Annotated in this window: 17 protein-coding genes; 15 read left to right on the forward strand and 2 right to left on the reverse strand. The window is 71.9% G+C overall.

Features of this window, described 5'->3' with window-relative positions; genetic code table 11:
- Positions 1-108 precede the first annotated feature (108 nt).
- Genes PSESU_RS00370 through PSESU_RS00380 form a run of 3 tightly spaced genes read left to right on the forward strand, consistent with a single transcriptional unit; the run spans position 109 to position 2,420 of the window.
- The gene (locus PSESU_RS00370) at positions 109-735 is read left to right on the forward strand and encodes a tetratricopeptide repeat protein (RefSeq protein WP_428992102.1); all 627 of its coding nucleotides are present in this window, start codon (positions 109-111) and stop codon (positions 733-735) included.
- Positions 736-787: 52 nt separating this feature from the next.
- Positions 788-1,492 (forward strand): 2OG-Fe(II) oxygenase, encoded by a 705-nt coding sequence (locus PSESU_RS00375; RefSeq protein ID WP_013533768.1) that lies wholly within the window; start codon positions 788-790, stop codon positions 1,490-1,492.
- A gap of 10 nt (positions 1,493-1,502) precedes the next feature.
- Complete coding sequence (locus tag PSESU_RS00380; protein WP_013533769.1) at positions 1,503-2,420, forward strand: AEC family transporter; 918 nt, start codon at positions 1,503-1,505, stop codon at positions 2,418-2,420.
- A gap of 20 nt (positions 2,421-2,440) precedes the next feature.
- Here the strand turns inward: PSESU_RS00380 and PSESU_RS00385 are convergent, their stop codons facing one another.
- Positions 2,441-3,922, reverse strand: a complete 1,482-nt coding sequence (locus tag PSESU_RS00385; RefSeq protein WP_013533770.1) for an AAA family ATPase — start codon at positions 3,920-3,922, stop codon at positions 2,441-2,443.
- Positions 3,923-4,032: 110 nt separating this feature from the next.
- On the opposite strand from PSESU_RS00385, the gene PSESU_RS00390 reads away from it, so the two are divergent.
- The 10 genes from PSESU_RS00390 (at position 4,033) to PSESU_RS00435 (ending at position 13,553) form a co-directional block, all read left to right on the forward strand.
- Positions 4,033-4,665, forward strand: a complete 633-nt coding sequence (locus PSESU_RS00390; RefSeq protein ID WP_013533771.1) for a ParA family protein — start codon at positions 4,033-4,035, stop codon at positions 4,663-4,665.
- A 27-nt stretch (positions 4,666-4,692) separates the two neighbouring features.
- The gene (locus PSESU_RS00395; RefSeq protein ID WP_013533772.1) at positions 4,693-5,169 is read left to right on the forward strand and encodes a SixA phosphatase family protein; all 477 of its coding nucleotides are present in this window, start codon (positions 4,693-4,695) and stop codon (positions 5,167-5,169) included.
- Positions 5,170-5,173: 4 nt separating this feature from the next.
- Positions 5,174-5,791: a YceI family protein gene (locus PSESU_RS00400; protein WP_013533773.1), complete on the forward strand. Its 618-nt coding sequence runs from the start codon at positions 5,174-5,176 to the stop codon at positions 5,789-5,791.
- An 8-nt stretch (positions 5,792-5,799) separates the two neighbouring features.
- A complete protein-coding gene (locus PSESU_RS00405) occupies positions 5,800-7,761 on the forward strand; it encodes a phospholipase D family protein (protein WP_013533774.1) in 1,962 nt (653 codons plus the stop codon).
- A 45-nt stretch (positions 7,762-7,806) separates the two neighbouring features.
- Entirely contained in the window at positions 7,807-8,241 is a 435-nt protein-coding gene (locus tag PSESU_RS00410) for a hotdog fold thioesterase (RefSeq protein WP_013533775.1), read from the forward strand.
- A 61-nt stretch (positions 8,242-8,302) separates the two neighbouring features.
- A complete protein-coding gene (locus tag PSESU_RS00415; RefSeq protein WP_013533776.1) occupies positions 8,303-9,112 on the forward strand; it encodes a lysophospholipid acyltransferase family protein in 810 nt (269 codons plus the stop codon).
- A 72-nt stretch (positions 9,113-9,184) separates the two neighbouring features.
- On the forward strand, positions 9,185-10,180 hold the full coding sequence (locus PSESU_RS00420; protein WP_013533777.1) for a YheT family hydrolase: 996 nt from the start codon (positions 9,185-9,187) through the stop codon (positions 10,178-10,180).
- A 43-nt stretch (positions 10,181-10,223) separates the two neighbouring features.
- On the forward strand, positions 10,224-12,290 hold the full coding sequence (locus tag PSESU_RS00425) for a tetratricopeptide repeat protein (RefSeq protein WP_013533778.1): 2,067 nt from the start codon (positions 10,224-10,226) through the stop codon (positions 12,288-12,290).
- A gap of 30 nt (positions 12,291-12,320) precedes the next feature.
- Entirely contained in the window at positions 12,321-12,932 is a 612-nt protein-coding gene (locus tag PSESU_RS00430; RefSeq protein ID WP_013533779.1) for a YbhB/YbcL family Raf kinase inhibitor-like protein, read from the forward strand.
- Between the two features lie 162 nt (positions 12,933-13,094).
- Complete coding sequence (locus PSESU_RS00435) at positions 13,095-13,553, forward strand: GyrI-like domain-containing protein (protein ID WP_233275241.1); 459 nt, start codon at positions 13,095-13,097, stop codon at positions 13,551-13,553.
- A 22-nt stretch (positions 13,554-13,575) separates the two neighbouring features.
- Here PSESU_RS00435 and PSESU_RS00440 read toward each other — a convergent pair whose 3' ends face one another.
- A complete protein-coding gene (locus PSESU_RS00440; RefSeq protein WP_041763686.1) occupies positions 13,576-14,367 on the reverse strand; it encodes an undecaprenyl-diphosphate phosphatase in 792 nt (263 codons plus the stop codon).
- Positions 14,368-14,593: 226 nt separating this feature from the next.
- Here PSESU_RS00440 and glnA point away from each other — a divergent pair, with 226 nt between their 5' ends.
- Complete coding sequence (glnA, locus tag PSESU_RS00445; RefSeq protein ID WP_013533781.1) at positions 14,594-16,003, forward strand: type I glutamate--ammonia ligase; 1,410 nt, start codon at positions 14,594-14,596, stop codon at positions 16,001-16,003.
- Between the two features lie 289 nt (positions 16,004-16,292).
- A complete protein-coding gene (locus tag PSESU_RS00450; RefSeq protein WP_013533782.1) occupies positions 16,293-16,631 on the forward strand; it encodes a P-II family nitrogen regulator in 339 nt (112 codons plus the stop codon).
- The last annotated feature ends 1 nt before the right edge of the window (position 16,632 follow it).

Genomic DNA, 16,632 nt, shown 5'->3' on the forward strand with positions numbered 1-16,632 from the left:
CCGACATCATAATCAAGCGCGCGGTTTGCGACAGCGCGCGCTGTCCCCTTCACCTCCATGCCGTTAGCATTGCGCCCCGGGAGGGCAATCGTCCCTGGGGAAATGCAAGTGAAGAAGCATGTACTGCTGGCTTGCCTGCTGCTCTGTCCGGCCGTGGCGCTGGCGCAGGCGCTGCCGGCACCGAAGGAGTTCTACTTCGCCGAGGATCCGCAGACCACGCGTGCGATCGTCGCCCTGCGTGGCGAGGACGACGCGGTGCTGGACCGCCTGGCGGCCAACATCAAGCGCAAGCCCAACGACGTCGAGTCGCGCGCGCAGCTTGCACGCATCGCGATGCGTTCCGGCCGCGCCGAGCTGGGCCAGGAACTGTACGAGGCCGCGTTGCGCAATGCGGCCGGCAAGCAGAACCTGCAGCGTGCGGTGGCCTGGAACTATGGCTGGGACCTTTATCGCGCCGGCCAGCCTGGGCAGGCGCTGAAGCACTGGTCCGGCCTGGTGGGCGGCTGGCCGGGCACGCCGGCATGGCAGCCACCGACCTACGCCCTGGCGCTGTGGACCGTGGGTCGCCGCGACGAGGCGGTGCAGTGGTATGCCGCGGCGGTGCGCACCGAACCGCGGCTGTGGAGCGATCCGGCCAACTATCCCGACCTGCTGCCGGACTGGACGGCGGAAGAGCGCGCGGTACTGGCGGAGGTCCACGCGGCCTGGCAGGCGAACCCGCCGGCCTGGCCCTGATCCACTGCAGCCGTGGGACAATGGCCGTGCATCGAGCACGGCCAACCGGCCCATGATCAGCAACGAACTCGACATCGAACCGTACCGCGCGCGCCTGCGTGCGCTGGGCCGGGTGCAGATCCCCAGCTTCCTGCAGGAGGATGCCGCGCAGCGGCTGCATGCCTGCCTGCGCGACGAGGTGCCATGGGAAACCGCCCAGCGCACCGACGCGCCGCCGCTGCCCGGCCTGCCGGCGGCCGCCACGCCGGGCAGCGCCGAGGATGCCGCGCTGCTGCAGGCGGTGAGCGAACGCGCCCGCGACGGCTTCGAGTTCTACTTCGACCGCTACCGAATGATCGACGCGCGCCGCGACGGCCAGGATCCACACCTGGTGCTGCACGCGGTGGTGGACTTCCTCAACAGCGAGCCGTTCCTGCAGTTCGCGCGGCACCTGGCCGGCGATCCGGCGATCCGCATGGTCAGTGCGATCGCGGTGCGCTACCGCAACGGCCACTTCCTGCGCGTGCACAACGACAAGGCCGCCAGCGAGGAGCGTTCCTGCGCCTATGTCATCAACCTGGCACGCGAATGGCAGCCTGACTGGGGCGGCCTGCTGCAGTTCCTCGACGCCGGCGAGCGCCGCGTGGTCGAAACCTTCACTCCCACATGGAATTCGCTGAGCCTGTTCCGCGTGCCGCAGCCGCACGTGGTCAGCCAGGTGGCGCCATGGGCGCGCGAACCGCGCCTGAGCATCACCGGCTGGTTCCGGCGCGGCTGAGAAACACCCGATGGCTTTCGATGCATTCGCACTGATCCTGGCCATGCTCGCCCTGGGCATGGCCATGGGCCGCACCCGCCTGCTTCCGGACAACGCCACGGAAGTGCTCAACCTGGTGGTGCTCTACGTCTGCCTGCCGGCGGCGGTGCTGCTTTACGTGCCGCGCCTGCACCTGGAGTGGTCGCTGCTGGGCGTGGGGCTGACGCCGTGGATCCTGATGGGCGCGACCTGGCTGGCGGTCACCGTGGCGGCGCGGCTGTGGAAGTTCCGCCGCGAGCAGTACGCGGTGCTGCTGCTGTGCGTGGGCCTGGGCAACACCAGCTTCCTCGGCTACCCGATGATGCGCGCGCTGCTGGGCGAGAGCGCGGTGCAGTACGCGGTGGTGTATGACCAGTTCGGCACCTTCGTGATGCTGTCCACCATCGGCCTGTACGTGTGCGCGCGCTACAGCGGGGACACGCCGCCGGGCCCGCGCGAGGTCGCGCTGCGGATCGCGCGCTTCCCGCCGATCTGGGCGCTGGCCCTGGGCCTGACCCTGATGCCGGCCGATCCGCCGCACTGGATCGGGGCCGGCCTGCAGCGGCTGGCCGATGCCATGCTGCCGCTGGTGATGCTGGCAGTGGGCCTGTCGATCCGGCTGCGCCTGCCGCGCGAGGAGCTGGGTCCGCTGCTCACCGGGCTGAGCCTCAAGCTGCTGGTGATGCCCGCCATCGCCCTGCCGCTGTCGCTGCTGTTCGGCATGCCGCCGCTGATGCTGCGCGCCAACGTGCTGGAGTCGGCGATGCCGACCATGGTCTCGGCGGCGGCCCTGGCGATGGCCCACGGCCTGGCCCCGCGGCTGTGCGCGGCCCTGGTCGGCTACGGCATCGTCGTCTGCCTGGCCACGCTGCCGGCCTGGGCCTGGCTGCTGGCGCGTTTCTACGGCTGAGGCGGCACCCGCCGGCGGGATCAGTCCGCCGGCACCGTGCGCGGCAGCGCCCACTCGCGCAGCGCCGCGACCTGCTCGGCCATCAGCACCGACAGCGGGCGGGTGTTGCGGATCTCCTCCATCAGCAGGGTCGTGTCCAGCGGCCCCTGGCTGGCGTGGGCCGCGTACAGGCCGGAGACGATGGCCTGCTCGATCTCGGCCCCGGAGAAGCCGTTGGCCGCCGCGGCCAGCGCCGGCAGGTTGAACTCGTCCGGCTGCAGCCCGCGCGTGGACAGGTGGATGCGCAGCAGCTCCACGCGGGTATCCGGGTTGGGCAGGTCGACGAAGAAGATCTCGTCGAAGCGGCCCTTGCGCAGCAGTTCGGCCGGCAGGTGCTGGACCTGGTTGGCGGTGGCGACCAGGAACACCGGCGCCTTGCGCTCGGACATCCAGGTCAACAGGTAACCCAGCACCCGGCGCGAGACGCCACCGTCGCTGTCGCCGCCATCGGCGGCCACGCCCTTCTCGATCTCGTCGACCCACAGCACGCACGGCGCCAGCTGGTCGGCCGAGGCCAGCGCCGAGCGCAGGTTCTGCTCGGTCTCGCCGTGGTACTTGGCGTACAGGGTGCCGAAGTCCAGGCGCAGCAGCGGCACCCCGAAGCCGGCGGCGATGGCCTTGGCCAGCAGCGACTTGCCGCAGCCCTGCACGCCCAGCAGCAGGATGCCGCGCGGCGGATCCAGCCCCGGCGGCGGGGAACCGGCGAAGGCTGCCTTGCGCAGCTGCACCCAGCGCTTGAGCCGGCGCGCGCCGGCGACCCCGTCCAGGGCCGCGGCGTCGTATTCGTAGTGCAGGTGGCCGCTGCGGTTGAGCAGCTCGAACTTCAGCTTCGCCAGCTGCGGCAGGTCCGATTCGGTCAGCGCGCCGTCGTCGTGGATCAGCTGGCGGGCGATGCGGCGGGCGTCGTGCAGGTCCAGGCCCTGCAGGTTGCGCACGATCCGCTTCACCGCCTCCGGGTCGGCCTCGGCGCGGCGGCCGTGCTCGCGCGCGTAGGCTTCCGCCTCCTCGCGCACCAGCTTCAGCAGCGCGGCCGCGTCCGGCAGGCGCGGGGTGAAGCGCACCGCCATCGCCTCCAGTTCCGGCGGCAGCTCCACCCTGGCGCCGACCAGCACCACCACGTGCGCCTCGCAGTGGCGACGCTGCAGGATGTCGCGCAGCAGGCGCTGGTGGCTGGCGTAGCCGAGGTAGGGATGGAAATCGAGCAGCAGGTAGATGCCTCGCTGGTCCGCCTCCTGGATCGCGCGCAGCACGTAGGAGGCGTCGGGCGGGCCGTCGGCCGGGTCCTCGCGGTCCAGGTCCAGCCGGCGCAGGCCCTCGGTGATGGTCCAGCGGTGCAGGGCACGCCAGACATGCATCAGCGACTGCCGGAACAGCTCCACCACCCGGTCCTCGTCGCGGGTCTCGATGACCACCAGCGGCGTGTTGGCGCGGATCAGGGCGGTGAGGTCCTGCAGCTGGCTCATGGGCACGTCCGTGTATGGGGGCGGTGAAAGATAGCAACCCGGCGGCCTTCCTACCGCCTCCACCAGCCCCGGTGTAACCTGCGGACAGCCCAATGGGAGCAGGCTGGCGCATGAAGACGATCCTGGTGGCCGGGTCCAAGGGCGGCGTGGGCAAGACCACGATCGCCACCCATCTGGCGGCGCACGCGGCGCTGCGCGGGCAGCGCACGGTACTGGCGGACGCCGATCCCCAGGGTTCGGCCACCCGCTGGGCCGAGCGCCGCTCGGTACTCGACAGTGCGGTCCTGCCGCTGGACGCCAGCTCGCGCCGCAACTGGCAGGCGCGCCTGCCGGCCGATGCCGACCTGCTGGTGATCGACGCCGCCGCCGGCGCCCAGGCCGCCGACCTGGCGCCGTTCCTCGACCGCGCCGACGCCGTGGTGGTGCCGCTGCAGCCGTCGGCGCTGGACATCGAGGCCACGGTCGGCTTCCTCAACACCCTGGCCAAGGTGGCCCGGGTGCACGACCGCAGCCTGCCGGTGGGCCTGGTGCTCAACCGCAGCAAGCCCTGGACCAACACCAGCCAGCAGGCGCTGCAGATGCTGGCCGGGTGGCCCTATCCCGTGGTCGCGCAGCTGCGCGACACCCAGGCCTACGTGGTCCTGGTCGGGCTGGGCCGCAGCCTGTTCGACTACCACTCCGCGCAGGTGCGCGACCACCAGGCCGACTGGGAACCCCTGCTGAAATGGCTGGGCCAGGCATGACGGCCCGCTTCCCAGGAGGAACCGCCAGTGCGTGAACTGATCCTGCTGCGCCACGCCCACGCCGAACCGGGTGCCCCCGGCCAGGCCGACATCGACCGCCCGCTGTCCGCGCACGGCCTGGCCGAGGCCGAGGCCGCAGGCCGCTGGCTGGCCGGAAAGGGCCTGCTCCCGGACCGGGTGCTGTGTTCGCCGGCGCGCCGCAACCGCGAGACCCTGGAGGCGGTGCTGGGCATCACCGGCTACGCCGAGCAGCGGCTGGAGGAGTCGATCTACGAGGCCACCCCCGGCACCCTGATCGGCCTGCTGGAGGACCACCGCGAGGTCGACCGGCTGATGGTGGTCGGGCACAACCCCGGGCTGGAGCGGCTGGTCGCGCTGCTGGACCAGGGCCGTTCCGACGACTACCGCGGCATGCCGCCTGCGGCGGTCGCGGTACTGTCGCTGCCGGCGGGCGAGTCGCTGGAACCGGGCGTCGCCCGCCTGACCGCGTTCTGGTGGCCCTGAACGGATGATCCCGCGAAGGTGGTCGTGGCCGGTCCTGGCCCTGTCTTCCGCGCTGGCATGCGCGGTGGCCATGGCCCAGCCCGCCCCGCCGCACCCGCCTTCGCTACCGCGGGCGGTGGCCGTGTACGAGCTGGATCCGGTCAACAGCCGCCTGCAGTTCGAGGTGCGGACCCGGGTCGGCCAGCGCCTGCGCGGCGAGTTTCCGCGCTACGAGGGCCTGGTCGACCTGTTGCCCGACGGCCGCCACCGGGTACGCTTGCGCGTTTCCACCGCCTCGGCCGAGATTCCCGGCAAGCCGCGCTACACCGGCTGGATGCGCGGCGACAGTTTCTTCGACACCTTGCGGCATCCCTGGATGGAATTCGTGTCCGAACCCTATCCGGCCGACGCCCTGGCCCGCGGCGGCCAGTTGCGTGGCCACCTGACCCTGCGCGGCGCGACCCGCGCCGAGACGCTCGACGTCGAGCCGGCGGCCTGTGCCCATCCGGGACGGGACTGCCCGATCGAGGTCCACGGCGACATCGTGCGCAGCCACTACGGCATGGACGACTGGCAGGTGGTGCTGTCCGAGCGCGTGCGCTTCTCCATGCAGGTGTGGCTGCGCGAGGCGGGTGCGCGGTGAGGCGGTGGATGCGCCTGCTGCTGGCCGCGGCGCTGGCGGTGTCGGCCAGCGCCTGCAGCACGTTGGGCCCGCAGCAGCGCGACCAGGCCGCCGCGCTGGCGGTGGCCGCGCGCGATGCCAGCCTGGACTGCGAACGCGCCGACCGCTGCGCCGAACCCTCGCCGCTGCGCGACCTGGCCGGGGAGGCCTTCGCCGAGACCGCCTCGGCGCCGGACGGCCAGCCGCGCCACCGCGCGCTGATCCTGGACGGCGGCGGCGACGCCCTGCTGGCGCGGATCAACCTGATGCGCAGCGCCACCCGCCGCATCGACCTGCAGACCTACATCTTCGACAAGGACGACAGCGCGCGCCTGGTGATCGACGAGCTGCTGGCCGCGGCCCGCCGCGGGGTCAAGGTGCGGGTGCTGATCGACCAGCTCTCGGCGATCGCCGACGTGGAGATCCTCGCCGCGCTGGCCGGCGCGCACGAGAACCTGCAACTGCGCATCTACAACCCCACCTTCGGCCTGGCCAAGCCCAACTACCTGCACTACGCCGCCAGCGTGGTCTGCTGTTTCCGCCGCTTCAACCAGCGCATGCACAACAAGCTGCTGGTGATCGACGACGCGGTCGGCATCTCCGGCGGGCGCAACTACCAGGACGACTATTACGACTGGGACGGCGAGTACAACTTCCGCGATCGCGACGTGCTGGTCGCCGGGCCGGTGGTGCGCGAGATGGAGCGCAACTTCGCCGCCTACTGGAACGACCGCCGCAGCGTGCCGGTCGAGCGCCTGGACGACGTGGCCAGGCTGCTGCTGGCCGCCGGGGTCCCGGAGCTGCCGCCGGCCCAGCCGGCGCGCCCGGACCGGGTCGGGCAGATGCGCGAGGCCGCTGCGGATGCGGCGCTGGTGGAGGAGCGGCTGGCGCGGCACGCGATGCCGGTGGGCCAGGTCCGCTACCTGGCCGACGTACCGCGCAAGCACCGCGAGGGCCCGGTGGAGGGCAAGGGCGCCGCCGGGCTGGCCGGGCTGCTGGCGCAGGCGCGCGAGGAAGTGCTGCTGCAGACCCCGTACCTGGTGCTGTCCGACAGCGCGGTGGAGATCTTCCGCGGCCTGCGCCAGCGGGCCGAACCGCCGCGGGTGGTGGCCTCGACCAACAGCCTGGCGGCCACCGACAACGCGATCGTCTACGCGCTCAGCTACAAGTACAAGCGCCGCAACGTGCGCGAGCTGGGTTTCGACCTGTTCGAGTACAAGCCGTTCCCGGAAGACCCGCCGGTCGACCCGGCGCTGGGCGCGTGGCAGCCGGGCGATCCGGAGACGCAGGATCCGGAGGTGGCCCGCAGCGAACTGCCCGGTGCCGGCTCCTCCGGTCCCCGGGCCAAGCGTGCCCGTCCGGAACCGGGCGACAACCGCCGCCGGGTACGCGACAAGCTGCGCACCGAGAGCCGTCCCTCGTTGCTGAGCACCAGCGCCCCGGCCAACCGCCCGCTGCCGGTGCGCGCCCAGGGCAAGCGTCCGCGCATGGGCCTGCATGCCAAGTCGCTGGTGATCGACCGCCGCATCGGGGTGGTCGGCACCCACAACTTCGACCCGCGCAGCGAGACCTACAACACCGAGGCGGTGGTGGTGATCGAGGACGAGGCCTTTGCCGCCGCGCTGGCCGCGAGCATCGAGCGCGACATCGCCCCGGGCAATTCCTGGACGGTGGCGCCGCGGGCGCGGCCGCCGGTGCTGTCCGGGCTCAACTACAGCATGGGCAAGGTGCTGGAGCGCTCGCCGGTGCTGGACCTGTGGCCGTGGCGCTACGCCACCAACTACGTGTTCCAGCCCGGCCCCGAGTGCCCGGCGCCGCTGCCGCGGCGCGACCCGCGCTTCCACCAGTGCTACGTGGCGGTGGGCGACTTCCCCGAGGTGAGCCTGGGCCCGCGCTCGATCCTGACCCGCATGCTGACCGCCTTCGGCGCCGGGCTGGTGCCGATCCTGTGAGCCGGCGGCGATAATCGCCGCCCGTTTCCCGCAGGAGCAGCGCCCATGGCCTTCCGTGGCCCGGTCGACCTGGACGAACTCAACCGCCTCAGCCGCGGCACCCTGATCGAGCACCTGGGCATCGTGTTCACCGCAGCCGGCGGGGACTGGCTGCAGGCGACCATGCCGGTCGAGGGTTTCACCCGCCAGCCGTACGGCCTGCTGCACGGCGGCGCCTCGGTGGTGCTGGCCGAGACCCTGGGCAGCAGCGCCGGCAACCTGTGCCTGGACACCACCCGGCAGCAGGCGGTTGGGCTGGAGATCAACGCCAACCACCTGCGCGCGGTGCGCGAAGGCGTGGTCACCGGCACCGCCAGGGCCGTGCACGTCGGCCGCAGCACCCAGGTCTGGGACATCCGCATCGAGGACGGCCGCGGCCGCGCCAGCTGCGTATCGCGCCTGACCCTTGCCGTGGTCCCGGTGGCCCCGCCCGCGGCCTGAGCCGCCGCGGCGGCACGGGCGATCCCCAAGCCGCCGCCCCTTCCGGTATCGTGCGCGTCCTATGGACCCAGCTTCCCCCCGGGCCGCCCGGCGCCGCTCCCGGCCCGGTTCCGGCATCGCCCGCCTGTTCCGCTACCTCTATCGCGTGCCGCTGCTGCTGCTGCACCTGCTGCTGCCGCTGCCGCTGACCCTGCTGTGCCAGATGCCGCCGCTGGCGCGCCTGCAATGGGGCAGCGAAACCCTGGCCGACCGCGCGGTGCGGGCCTGGTCGGGCGGGCTGATGTGGGTGTTCGGCTTCCGCCTGGCGCGGGTCGGCGAGCCGCTGCCGGGCGCGACCCTGTTCGTGGCCAACCACGTCAGCTGGGTCGACATCGAGATGCTGCACAGCCAGCGGATGATGGGCTTCGTCGCCAAGCGCGAGATCGCCAGCTGGCCGGTCGTGGGCTGGATGGCCACCCTGGGCCAGACCATCTACCACCAGCGCGGCAGCACCGATTCGCTGTCCGGGGTGATCGCGCTGATGGTCGAGCGCCTGCGCCAGGGCCGTGCGGTCGGCGTGTTCCCGGAAGGCCGCACCCGCGACGGCCGCGAGGTCGGTCCGTTCCATGCCCGCATCTTCCAGGCCGCGGTCGAGGCCAACGTGCCGGTGCAGCCGGTGGCGCTGCGCTACGGCGCCCGCGGCGAGGCCCAGACCGCGGTCGCGTTCGGCCCGCGCGAGAACTTCCTCACCAACTTCCTGCGCCTGCTGGGCGAGCCGGCGCGGCGCGCCGAGGTGCATTTCCTCGAGCCGGTGCAGCCGGGCGAGGTCGAGGGCCGCCGGCGCCTGGCCGAGCTGTCGCGCGAGCGCATCCTGGCGGTGATGGGACGCTAGTGGCGCGGCCTGGCGGGCACTCGCGCCAGTCCTGGCGCAGAATGGTGTCAGGCGCAACCGAATAACCCCTGCATGCTGACCGCCGCCGACTTCCAGCCCCCGCGCCTGCTGCGCAACCCGCACCTGCAGTCGGTGCTGGGTTCCAGCGCCCTGCGCCGCCACCGCGGCCAGCGCGCGCTGGCCGCCAGCGGCGCGCGCACCCGCGAGCTGATCCTGGACGGCGGCAACGGCGTGCGCCTGCAGGGCTGGCACAGCCAGGTCCCGGGCGTGCCCTCGCGCGGCATGGCCCTGCTGCTGCACGGCTGGGAGGGCAGCGCCGAGTCCGGCTACATGCGCCTGACCGCGGCACGCCTGCTGGACGCCGGCATCGAGGTGTTCCGCCTCAACTTCCGCGACCACGGCGACACCCACCACCTCAACGAGGACCTGTTCCACTCCAACCGCCTGGACGAGGTGGTGCACGCGGCCGCGGACATGGTCGCGCGGCTGCGGGTGCGCGACCTGGTGGTGGCCGGCTACTCGCTGGGCGGCAACCACGCCCTGCGCCTGGGCCTGCGCGCCGCGGTGGCCGGGCTGCCGCTGCGCCACATCGCCGCGGTCTGCCCGCTGGTGGACCCGGGCGCGGCCATGGACCACATGGAGCGCGGGCCGCAGTTCTACGACTGGTACTTCCGCCGCAAGTGGCGCAGCTCGCTGCTGCGCAAGCGCGAGCTGTTCCCGGACCGATTCGGCTACGACGACGCCACCCTGCGCCAGGACATGCGCGGGCTGATCGGCTGGCTGGCCCAGCGCCATGCCGGCTTCGGCTCGCTGCAGGACTACTTCGACAGCTACTCCATCGCCGGCCGCCGCCTGGCCGCGCTGGACGTCCCGGCCGACATCCTGATGTCGCGCGACGACCCGGTGATCCCGTTCGACGACTTCCAGCGCTGGCAGCTGCCGGCGCTGGCGCGGCTGGAGGTGGCGTCGTGGGGCGGGCACTGCGCCTTCGTGGAGAACCTGCACGGCGACGGCTTCGCCGAACGCTGGGTCGCCGAGCGCCTGTGCGCGGCGGTGCCGGCCGGATGAGCCGGGCGGGCTAGAATCGGGGTTTTCCCGGATCCAAGCCCCAATGCAGCAGAACATCCTCGCGTCCCTGGCCAACGGCGCCATCGAACAGGCGCTCGAACTCGCCCGCCAGTGGACCGCCGCCGAGCCGGACCTGGCCGCCGCCCACCGCACCCTGGCCCACGTGCTCGCGCGCAGCGGCGACATCGCCGCCGCCCTGGTGGCGCTGGATCTGGCCGCCGCCCTGGCCCCCGAGGACGCCGGCGTGCACCACGACCGCGCCCTGCTGCTGGTGCGCGAGGGCGACACCGCCGCCGCCCAGGCGGCGCTGGGCCAGACCCTGGGCCTGGATCCCAACCACCTGCCGGCCTACCTGGCGCAGGCGCGCCTGGCGATCGGCCTGGACCAGCTGGACGAGGCCACCCGCTTGCTGCGCACCGCCTCCCGGATCGATCCCGACCATCCGCAGCTGCTCGCGCTGGATGGCCTGCTGGCACTGCGCCTGGGCAACCACTCCCGCGCCCTGGTGCTGGCCACCAGCGCGGCCAAGGCGCTGCCGGACGACCCGCAGGTGCTGTCGGTGATGGGCTTCGCCCACGCCGCCCAGGGCCAGCTGGCGTTCGCCGAGCAGGCGTTCCGCCGGGTCGCCGGCCTGGTGCCCGATGCGCGTCCGCTGCAGCCGCTGCTGGCCCGCCTGGTCGCCGCCCAGGGCCGCGCCGACGAGGCCGCCGCGCTGATGGAACCGCTGCTGGACGAGGCCGCCGCGCCGACCCCGGCGCTGCTGCGGGTCGGTGGCATCTACGCCCTGCAGGGCGGCCGCCATGACCAGGCCCGGCAGTGGCTGGGCCGCGCCCTGGACGCGCGTCCGGGCGACACCGAAGCCCTGCGCGCACTGATGGCCCTGTGGGCCGGCACCAACGACCAGGAGGACGCGCGCGCCACCCTCGAGCGCCTGCTGCAGGTCGATCCCTCCCAGTCCATGGCCTGGGCCGCGCGCGTGGCGCTGGAGCAGCCGGCCACCGCCGCTGCCGCCGAGGTGCTGGCGCGCTGGCAGGAAGCGATGCCCGGCCACGTCCCGGCGCTGGAAGCGGCGTTCTTCAATGCCGACCGCAGCGGCGACCTGGAGGCCACCCGCGCCGCCGCCGCGCGCTTGCTGGAAGCCGTGCCGGAGCATCCGGCCGCGCTGCAGTTCGAGGTGGAGTCGCAGCTGGTGGAAGACCCTGACACTGCCCTGGCGCGTGCGCGCCAGATCCTGGAAGCGGCCCCCGAAGGCGCAGAGCGCGACGCCGCCGGCGCCTGGATCGGGCGCATGCTCGACCGCGTCGGCCGTACCGGCGAGGCGCTGGCGCAGTGGCAGTCGCTGCACGATGCCCACCGCGCCACCCGCGTGCCGCTGCCGGAGCTGGCGCCGGTGCCGGAAGCCTGGCCGGCATTGGCCGCGATCGGGCCTGATGCCTCCCGGCCGCTGCTGCTGTGGGGTGCGCCCGGCTCCGGCGTGGAGCGGGTGGTGGACACCCTCGCCGCCAGCGGCGCGCGCCTGCTGACCGACCGCTTCCGTCCCAACCCGCCGCAGGACCACCTGCAGAGCCTGGAGACCGGCCCGGCGCTGGCCGCGGGCCGGGTCGCCCCCGACCAGGTGGTGGCCAGCTGGCGCAAACTGCTGCCGGCGCGCGGCGTCGACCGTGGCCAGCCGATCGACTGGCTGCTGCACTGGGACAACGCCCTGCTGCTGGCGCTGCGCCCGCACCTGCCGGGCGGCTGCGTGATGGTGGCGCTGCGCGACCCGCGCGACATGCTGCTGGACTGGCTCTCCACCGGCGCGGTGCTGCCCCTGCAGCTGGCCTCGGCCGACGAGGCGGCGCGCTGGCTGGCCGCGGTGCTGGGCCAGATCGCCGACCTGCGCGACCAGGAGCTGTACCCGTACCTGCTGCTGCCGCTGGACGGCGTGGTCGACGACCCGGTCGCGCTGGCCACGGCCCTGGGCCAGGCGCTGGGCGCGAAGCTGCAGCCGGCCGCCCGCGTCCCGCGGCGCCTGCCGGCCGGGCGCTGGCGCGCCTATGCCGGCGACCTGGCCGGCGCGTTCGCCACGCTGACGCCGGTGGCGGTCCGCCTCGGCTACGCTGAGGCCTGACCACGACCTGATCACACCGGGAGGCAGCGCATGCGCATCTGGAGCGACAGTTTCCGGGCCGGCGGCCCGATCGCGGCCGAGTTCGCGCTCGGCTCGGTCGACGGCTTCGGCGGCAACCGCAATCCGCACCTGGCCTGGGACGGCGTGCCGGAGGGCACCCGTTCCCTGGTCCTGCTGTGCATCGACCCGGACGCGCCGACCGTGCCGGAGACGGTCGGCCGCGAGGACATGGAGATCCCGGTCGGGCAGCCGCGCACCGAGTTCGTGCACTGGGCCATGGTCGACATCGACCCCGGCCTGGCCGCGATCGGCGCCGGCAGCTGCAGCGAGGGCCTGGTCCGCGCCGGCAAGCGCCAGCCGCAGGGCCCGGCCGGCGCGCGCCAGGGCATCAACGACTACACCGGCTGGTTCGCCGGCGACGCGGAGATGGGTGGCGACTACCGCGGCTACGACGGTCCGTACCCGCCGTTCAACGATGCCCGCGTGCACCGCTATTTCTTCCGCCTGTTCGCCCTCGACCTGGCGCGGCTGGACGTGCCCGACCGCTTCACCGCCGCCGATGTGCTGCGCGCGATGCAGGGCCACGTGCTGGCCGAAGCCGCGGTGCATGGCACCTACACGCTGAACAACCGGCTGGGCTGAGCACGCCGTAACCACGGCCGTGGAGAAGATCGACCTCAAGCGCAGCCTGGGGCCGCTGTACCGGCCGGCTCCCGGCATCGTCGAACTGGACGTGCCCGCGTTCCCGTTCCTGATGGTCGACGGGCGGGCGACCCCGACCGCGCGCCCGCCTGGCGCGAGGCCGTGGAGGCGCTGTACGCGGTGTTGTACGCGCTGAAGTTCGCGCTCAGGCGCCAGCGCGCGCTGGACTACGTGGTGATGCCGCTGGAAGGGCTGTGGTGGGCGGACGACCTGTCCAGCTTCATCCGCGGCGACTGCACCGCCTGGCAGTGGACCGCGATGATCATGCAGCCGCCCGGGGTCGACGCGGCCCTGGCCGCCGAAGCGGTCGCCGGCGTGCGCGCGAAGAAGGACCTGCCGGCACTGGACCGGCTCCGGTTCGAACCGTTCGCCGAAGGGCGTTGCGCGCAGCTGCTGCACATGGGCCCGTACACGGCCGAGGGCCCGGCGATCGCGCGCCTGCATGCCTGGATCGGCGAGCGCTCGGCGCTGCGCGGGAAACACCACGAGATCTACCTCGGGGATCCGCGCCGGGCCGCACCGGAAAAGCTGAAGACCCTGCTGCGCCAGCCGATGGCGTGAGCCGCAGCGGAACCGCCGGCGGTTACTGCGCCGGCATCAACGCCAGCAGGCCGATGCCCAGCAGGATCCGGTAGACGGCGAAGCCGGTGAAGCGGTGGGCCTTGATGTAGCCCATCAGCCAGCGCACCACGGCGAAGCCGGTGACCGAGGCGGCGGCGAAGGCGATGGCCACGCCGGCCCAGTCCTCGTTGCCGAGGCCGCCTTCCATTGCCAGCTCCATGAAGGCATAGCCGCTGGCCGCGAACATGGTCGGGATGCCGACCAGGAACACGAACTCGGCCGCCGAGGAGCGGCGGCTGGTACCGGCCAGCATGGCCATGAAGATCGCCGCGGCCGAGCGCGAGGTGCCGGGGAACACGCCGGCCACCACCTGGGCCAGGCCGACCAGGATCGCCACCTTCCAGGTGATCGTGGCCACGTCCCCGCGCTTTTCGGCGTAGTGCTCGGCCACCAGCATCCACACGCCGCCCAGCACCAGCGCCCAGGCGATGGGGGTCACCGTTTCCGGCAGCTCCCAGCCGGCAAGGCGCACCGGCAGTCCCACGACCGCGGTGACCAGGAACGCGGCCGCCAGCTTGAACACGTAGTCGCGGTTGGCCGCGTCGCCCAGCCCGGTGGCCAGTTCCCACAGCCGGCGGCGGAACACCAGGGTCACGGCGAGGATCGCGCCGGCCTGGATGACGATGTTGAAGAAGTCCGAGCGTGCGCCCAGCCAGTGCTGGGCGATCAGCAGGTGGCCCGTGCTGGAGATGGGCAGGAACTCGGTGAGGCCTTCGAGGATGCCAAGCAGCAGGGCGGAGAGGAGGTCGGACACGTGGGCGATGGGGGTCGTGAGGCGGCTGCTGAGGATACGCGACCTCATGCTGCACTGAAACATCACCAAATTGGTGCATTAACCGCACCAAAAGAATGCACCGCTTTGGTGCCATGTCCCCGACTGCGGGACACAGCTCAGTCAAATCAACAACTTGTGATCGCTATCAAGGTTGGCACGGACCCTGCTACAGGGAGGGTACCCATCACCCCGAGGTTGCACAGCGATGTCCGTGGAAAACGTTGAGAAGCTGATCAAGGACAACAAGGTCGAGTTCGTCGACCTGCGATTCGTCGACATGCGTGGCATGCAGCAGCACGTCACGTTCCCGGCCAGCATCGTCGAGGACTCGCTGTTCGAGGACGGCAAGATGTTCGACGGCTCTTCGATCGCCGGCTGGAAGGGCATCAACGAGTCCGACATGCTGCTGATGCCCGACCCGGAAACCGCGGTGCTGGATCCGTTCACCGCCGACCCGACCCTGATCCTGACCTGCGACGTGCTCGACCCGGCGACCATGCAGGCCTACGCGCGCTGCCCGCGCGGCGTGGCCAAGCGCGCCGAGGCCTACCTCAAGTCTTCCGGCATCGCCGACCTGGCGTTCTTCGGCCCCGAGCCGGAGTTCTTCATCTTCGACGCGGTGCGCTACGCCAACGACATGGGCCACACCTTCTTCGAGATCGAGTCCGAGGAAGCGGCCTGGAACAGCGGCACCAAGTACGAGACCGGCAACACCGGCTACCGCCCGGGCGTGAAGGGCGGCTACTTCCCGGTAGCCCCGCACGACTCCCTGCACGACCTGCGCGCCGAGATGTGCAAGACCCTGGAAGAGGCCGGCATCGAGGTCGAGGTCCACCACCACGAGGTGGCCACCGCCGGCCAGTGCGAGATCGGCACCAAGTTCAACACGCTCGTGCGCAAGGCCGACGAGCTGCTGACCATGAAGTACATCATCAAGAACGTCGCCCACCGCAACGGCAAGACCGTCACCTTCATGCCCAAGCCGGTCGTCGGCGACAACGGCAGCGGCATGCACGTGCACCAGTCGCTGGGCAAGGACGGCAAGAACCTGTTCTCCGGCGACGGCTACGGCGGCCTGTCGCAGCTGGCGCTGTGGTACATCGGCGGCATCTTCAAGCACGCCCGCGCGATCAACGCCTTCGCCAACGCCGGCACCAACAGCTACAAGCGCCTGGTCCCGGGCTTCGAGGCGCCGGTGATGCTGGCCTACTCGGCCCGCAACCGCTCGGCCTCCTGCCGCATCCCGTGGGTGTCCAACCCGAAGGCCCGCCGCATCGAGATCCGCTTCCCCGATCCGCTGCAGTCCGGCTACCTGACCTTCACCGCGCTGATGATGGCCGGCCTGGACGGCATCCGTAACCAGATCGACCCGGGCGCGCCGAGCGACAAGGACCTGTACGACCTGCCGCCGGAGGAAGAGAAGAACATCCCGAAGGTCTGCTCCAGCCTGGACCAGGCCCTCGAAGCGCTCGACGCGGACCGCGAGTTCCTCAAGGCCGGCGGCGTCATGAGCGACGACTTCATCGACGGCTACATCGCGCTGAAGATGCAGGAAGTCACCAAGTTCCGCGCGGCCACGCACCCGCTGGAATACCAGCTGTACTACGGCAACTGATGGCAGCGGCGCGGGGGAAACCCCGCGCCGTTTCCGTCCATGCGTCAACCACCGCCGGGCAGGGGGCCTGGCGGTGCTGAAGGAGAGGGCAAAGAGCAACGAAGCAAGGGGATTCCCGGGCCTGCATGACCTCCCCCAAGAAGTCGGATGCAGCCTGCGAATCGGTGCGCCGCCGCCGTCATGGAGCGGCCATGTCGAAACGGTAGCGCCGGGCCATGCGTGGCCCGGCCTGCCGCCAGTTCCGAACGCCGGCCGCAATGGCCGGAAACTCCACCATCGGGATGCGAACATGAAACTGATCACCGCAATCATCCGGCCGTTCAAGCTTGACGAGGTGCGCGAAGCCCTCGCCCAGGCTGGCGTGTCCGGCATCACCGTGACCGAGGTCAAGGGCTTCGGTCGCCAGAAGGGGCACACCGAGCTGTACCGGGGCGCCGAGTACGTCGTCGACTTCCTGCCGAAGATCAAGATCGAGACGGTCGTGACCGACGACCGCCTGGAAGCGGTGCTGGAAGCCATCCAGCAGTCGGCGGGCACCGCCAAGATCGGCGACGGCAAGATCTTCGTCACCGCCGTCGAGCAGGTCATCCGCATCCGCACCGGCGAGATCGGCGCGGACGCGCTCTAAC

Origin of the sequence: Pseudoxanthomonas suwonensis 11-1 (assembly GCF_000185965.1) — a bacterium.
Lineage (GTDB): Bacteria > Pseudomonadota > Gammaproteobacteria > Xanthomonadales > Xanthomonadaceae > Pseudoxanthomonas > Pseudoxanthomonas suwonensis_A.

Excerpts from the sequence above, each read along its gene's own strand:
- PSESU_RS00375 (WP_013533768.1), top strand. The coding sequence starts at position 788 with ATGATCAGCAACGAACTCGACATCGAACCGTACCGCGCGCGCCTGCGT.
- PSESU_RS00430 (WP_013533779.1), top strand. The coding sequence starts at position 12,321 with ATGCGCATCTGGAGCGACAGTTTCCGGGCCGGCGGCCCGATCGCGGCC.
- PSESU_RS00410 (WP_013533775.1), top strand. The coding sequence starts at position 7,807 with ATGGCCTTCCGTGGCCCGGTCGACCTGGACGAACTCAACCGCCTCAGC.
- PSESU_RS00405 (WP_013533774.1), top strand. The coding sequence starts at position 5,800 with ATGCGCCTGCTGCTGGCCGCGGCGCTGGCGGTGTCGGCCAGCGCCTGC.
- PSESU_RS00450 (WP_013533782.1), top strand. The coding sequence starts at position 16,293 with ATGAAACTGATCACCGCAATCATCCGGCCGTTCAAGCTTGACGAGGTG.
- PSESU_RS00380 (WP_013533769.1), top strand. The coding sequence starts at position 1,503 with ATGGCTTTCGATGCATTCGCACTGATCCTGGCCATGCTCGCCCTGGGC.
- glnA (WP_013533781.1), top strand. The coding sequence starts at position 14,594 with ATGTCCGTGGAAAACGTTGAGAAGCTGATCAAGGACAACAAGGTCGAG.
- PSESU_RS00390 (WP_013533771.1), top strand. The coding sequence starts at position 4,033 with ATGAAGACGATCCTGGTGGCCGGGTCCAAGGGCGGCGTGGGCAAGACC.
- PSESU_RS00385 (WP_013533770.1), bottom strand. The coding sequence starts at position 3,922 with ATGAGCCAGCTGCAGGACCTCACCGCCCTGATCCGCGCCAACACGCCG.
- PSESU_RS00415 (WP_013533776.1), top strand. The coding sequence starts at position 8,303 with ATGGACCCAGCTTCCCCCCGGGCCGCCCGGCGCCGCTCCCGGCCCGGT.
- PSESU_RS00400 (WP_013533773.1), top strand. The coding sequence starts at position 5,174 with ATGATCCCGCGAAGGTGGTCGTGGCCGGTCCTGGCCCTGTCTTCCGCG.
- PSESU_RS00425 (WP_013533778.1), top strand. The coding sequence starts at position 10,224 with ATGCAGCAGAACATCCTCGCGTCCCTGGCCAACGGCGCCATCGAACAG.
- PSESU_RS00420 (WP_013533777.1), top strand. The coding sequence starts at position 9,185 with ATGCTGACCGCCGCCGACTTCCAGCCCCCGCGCCTGCTGCGCAACCCG.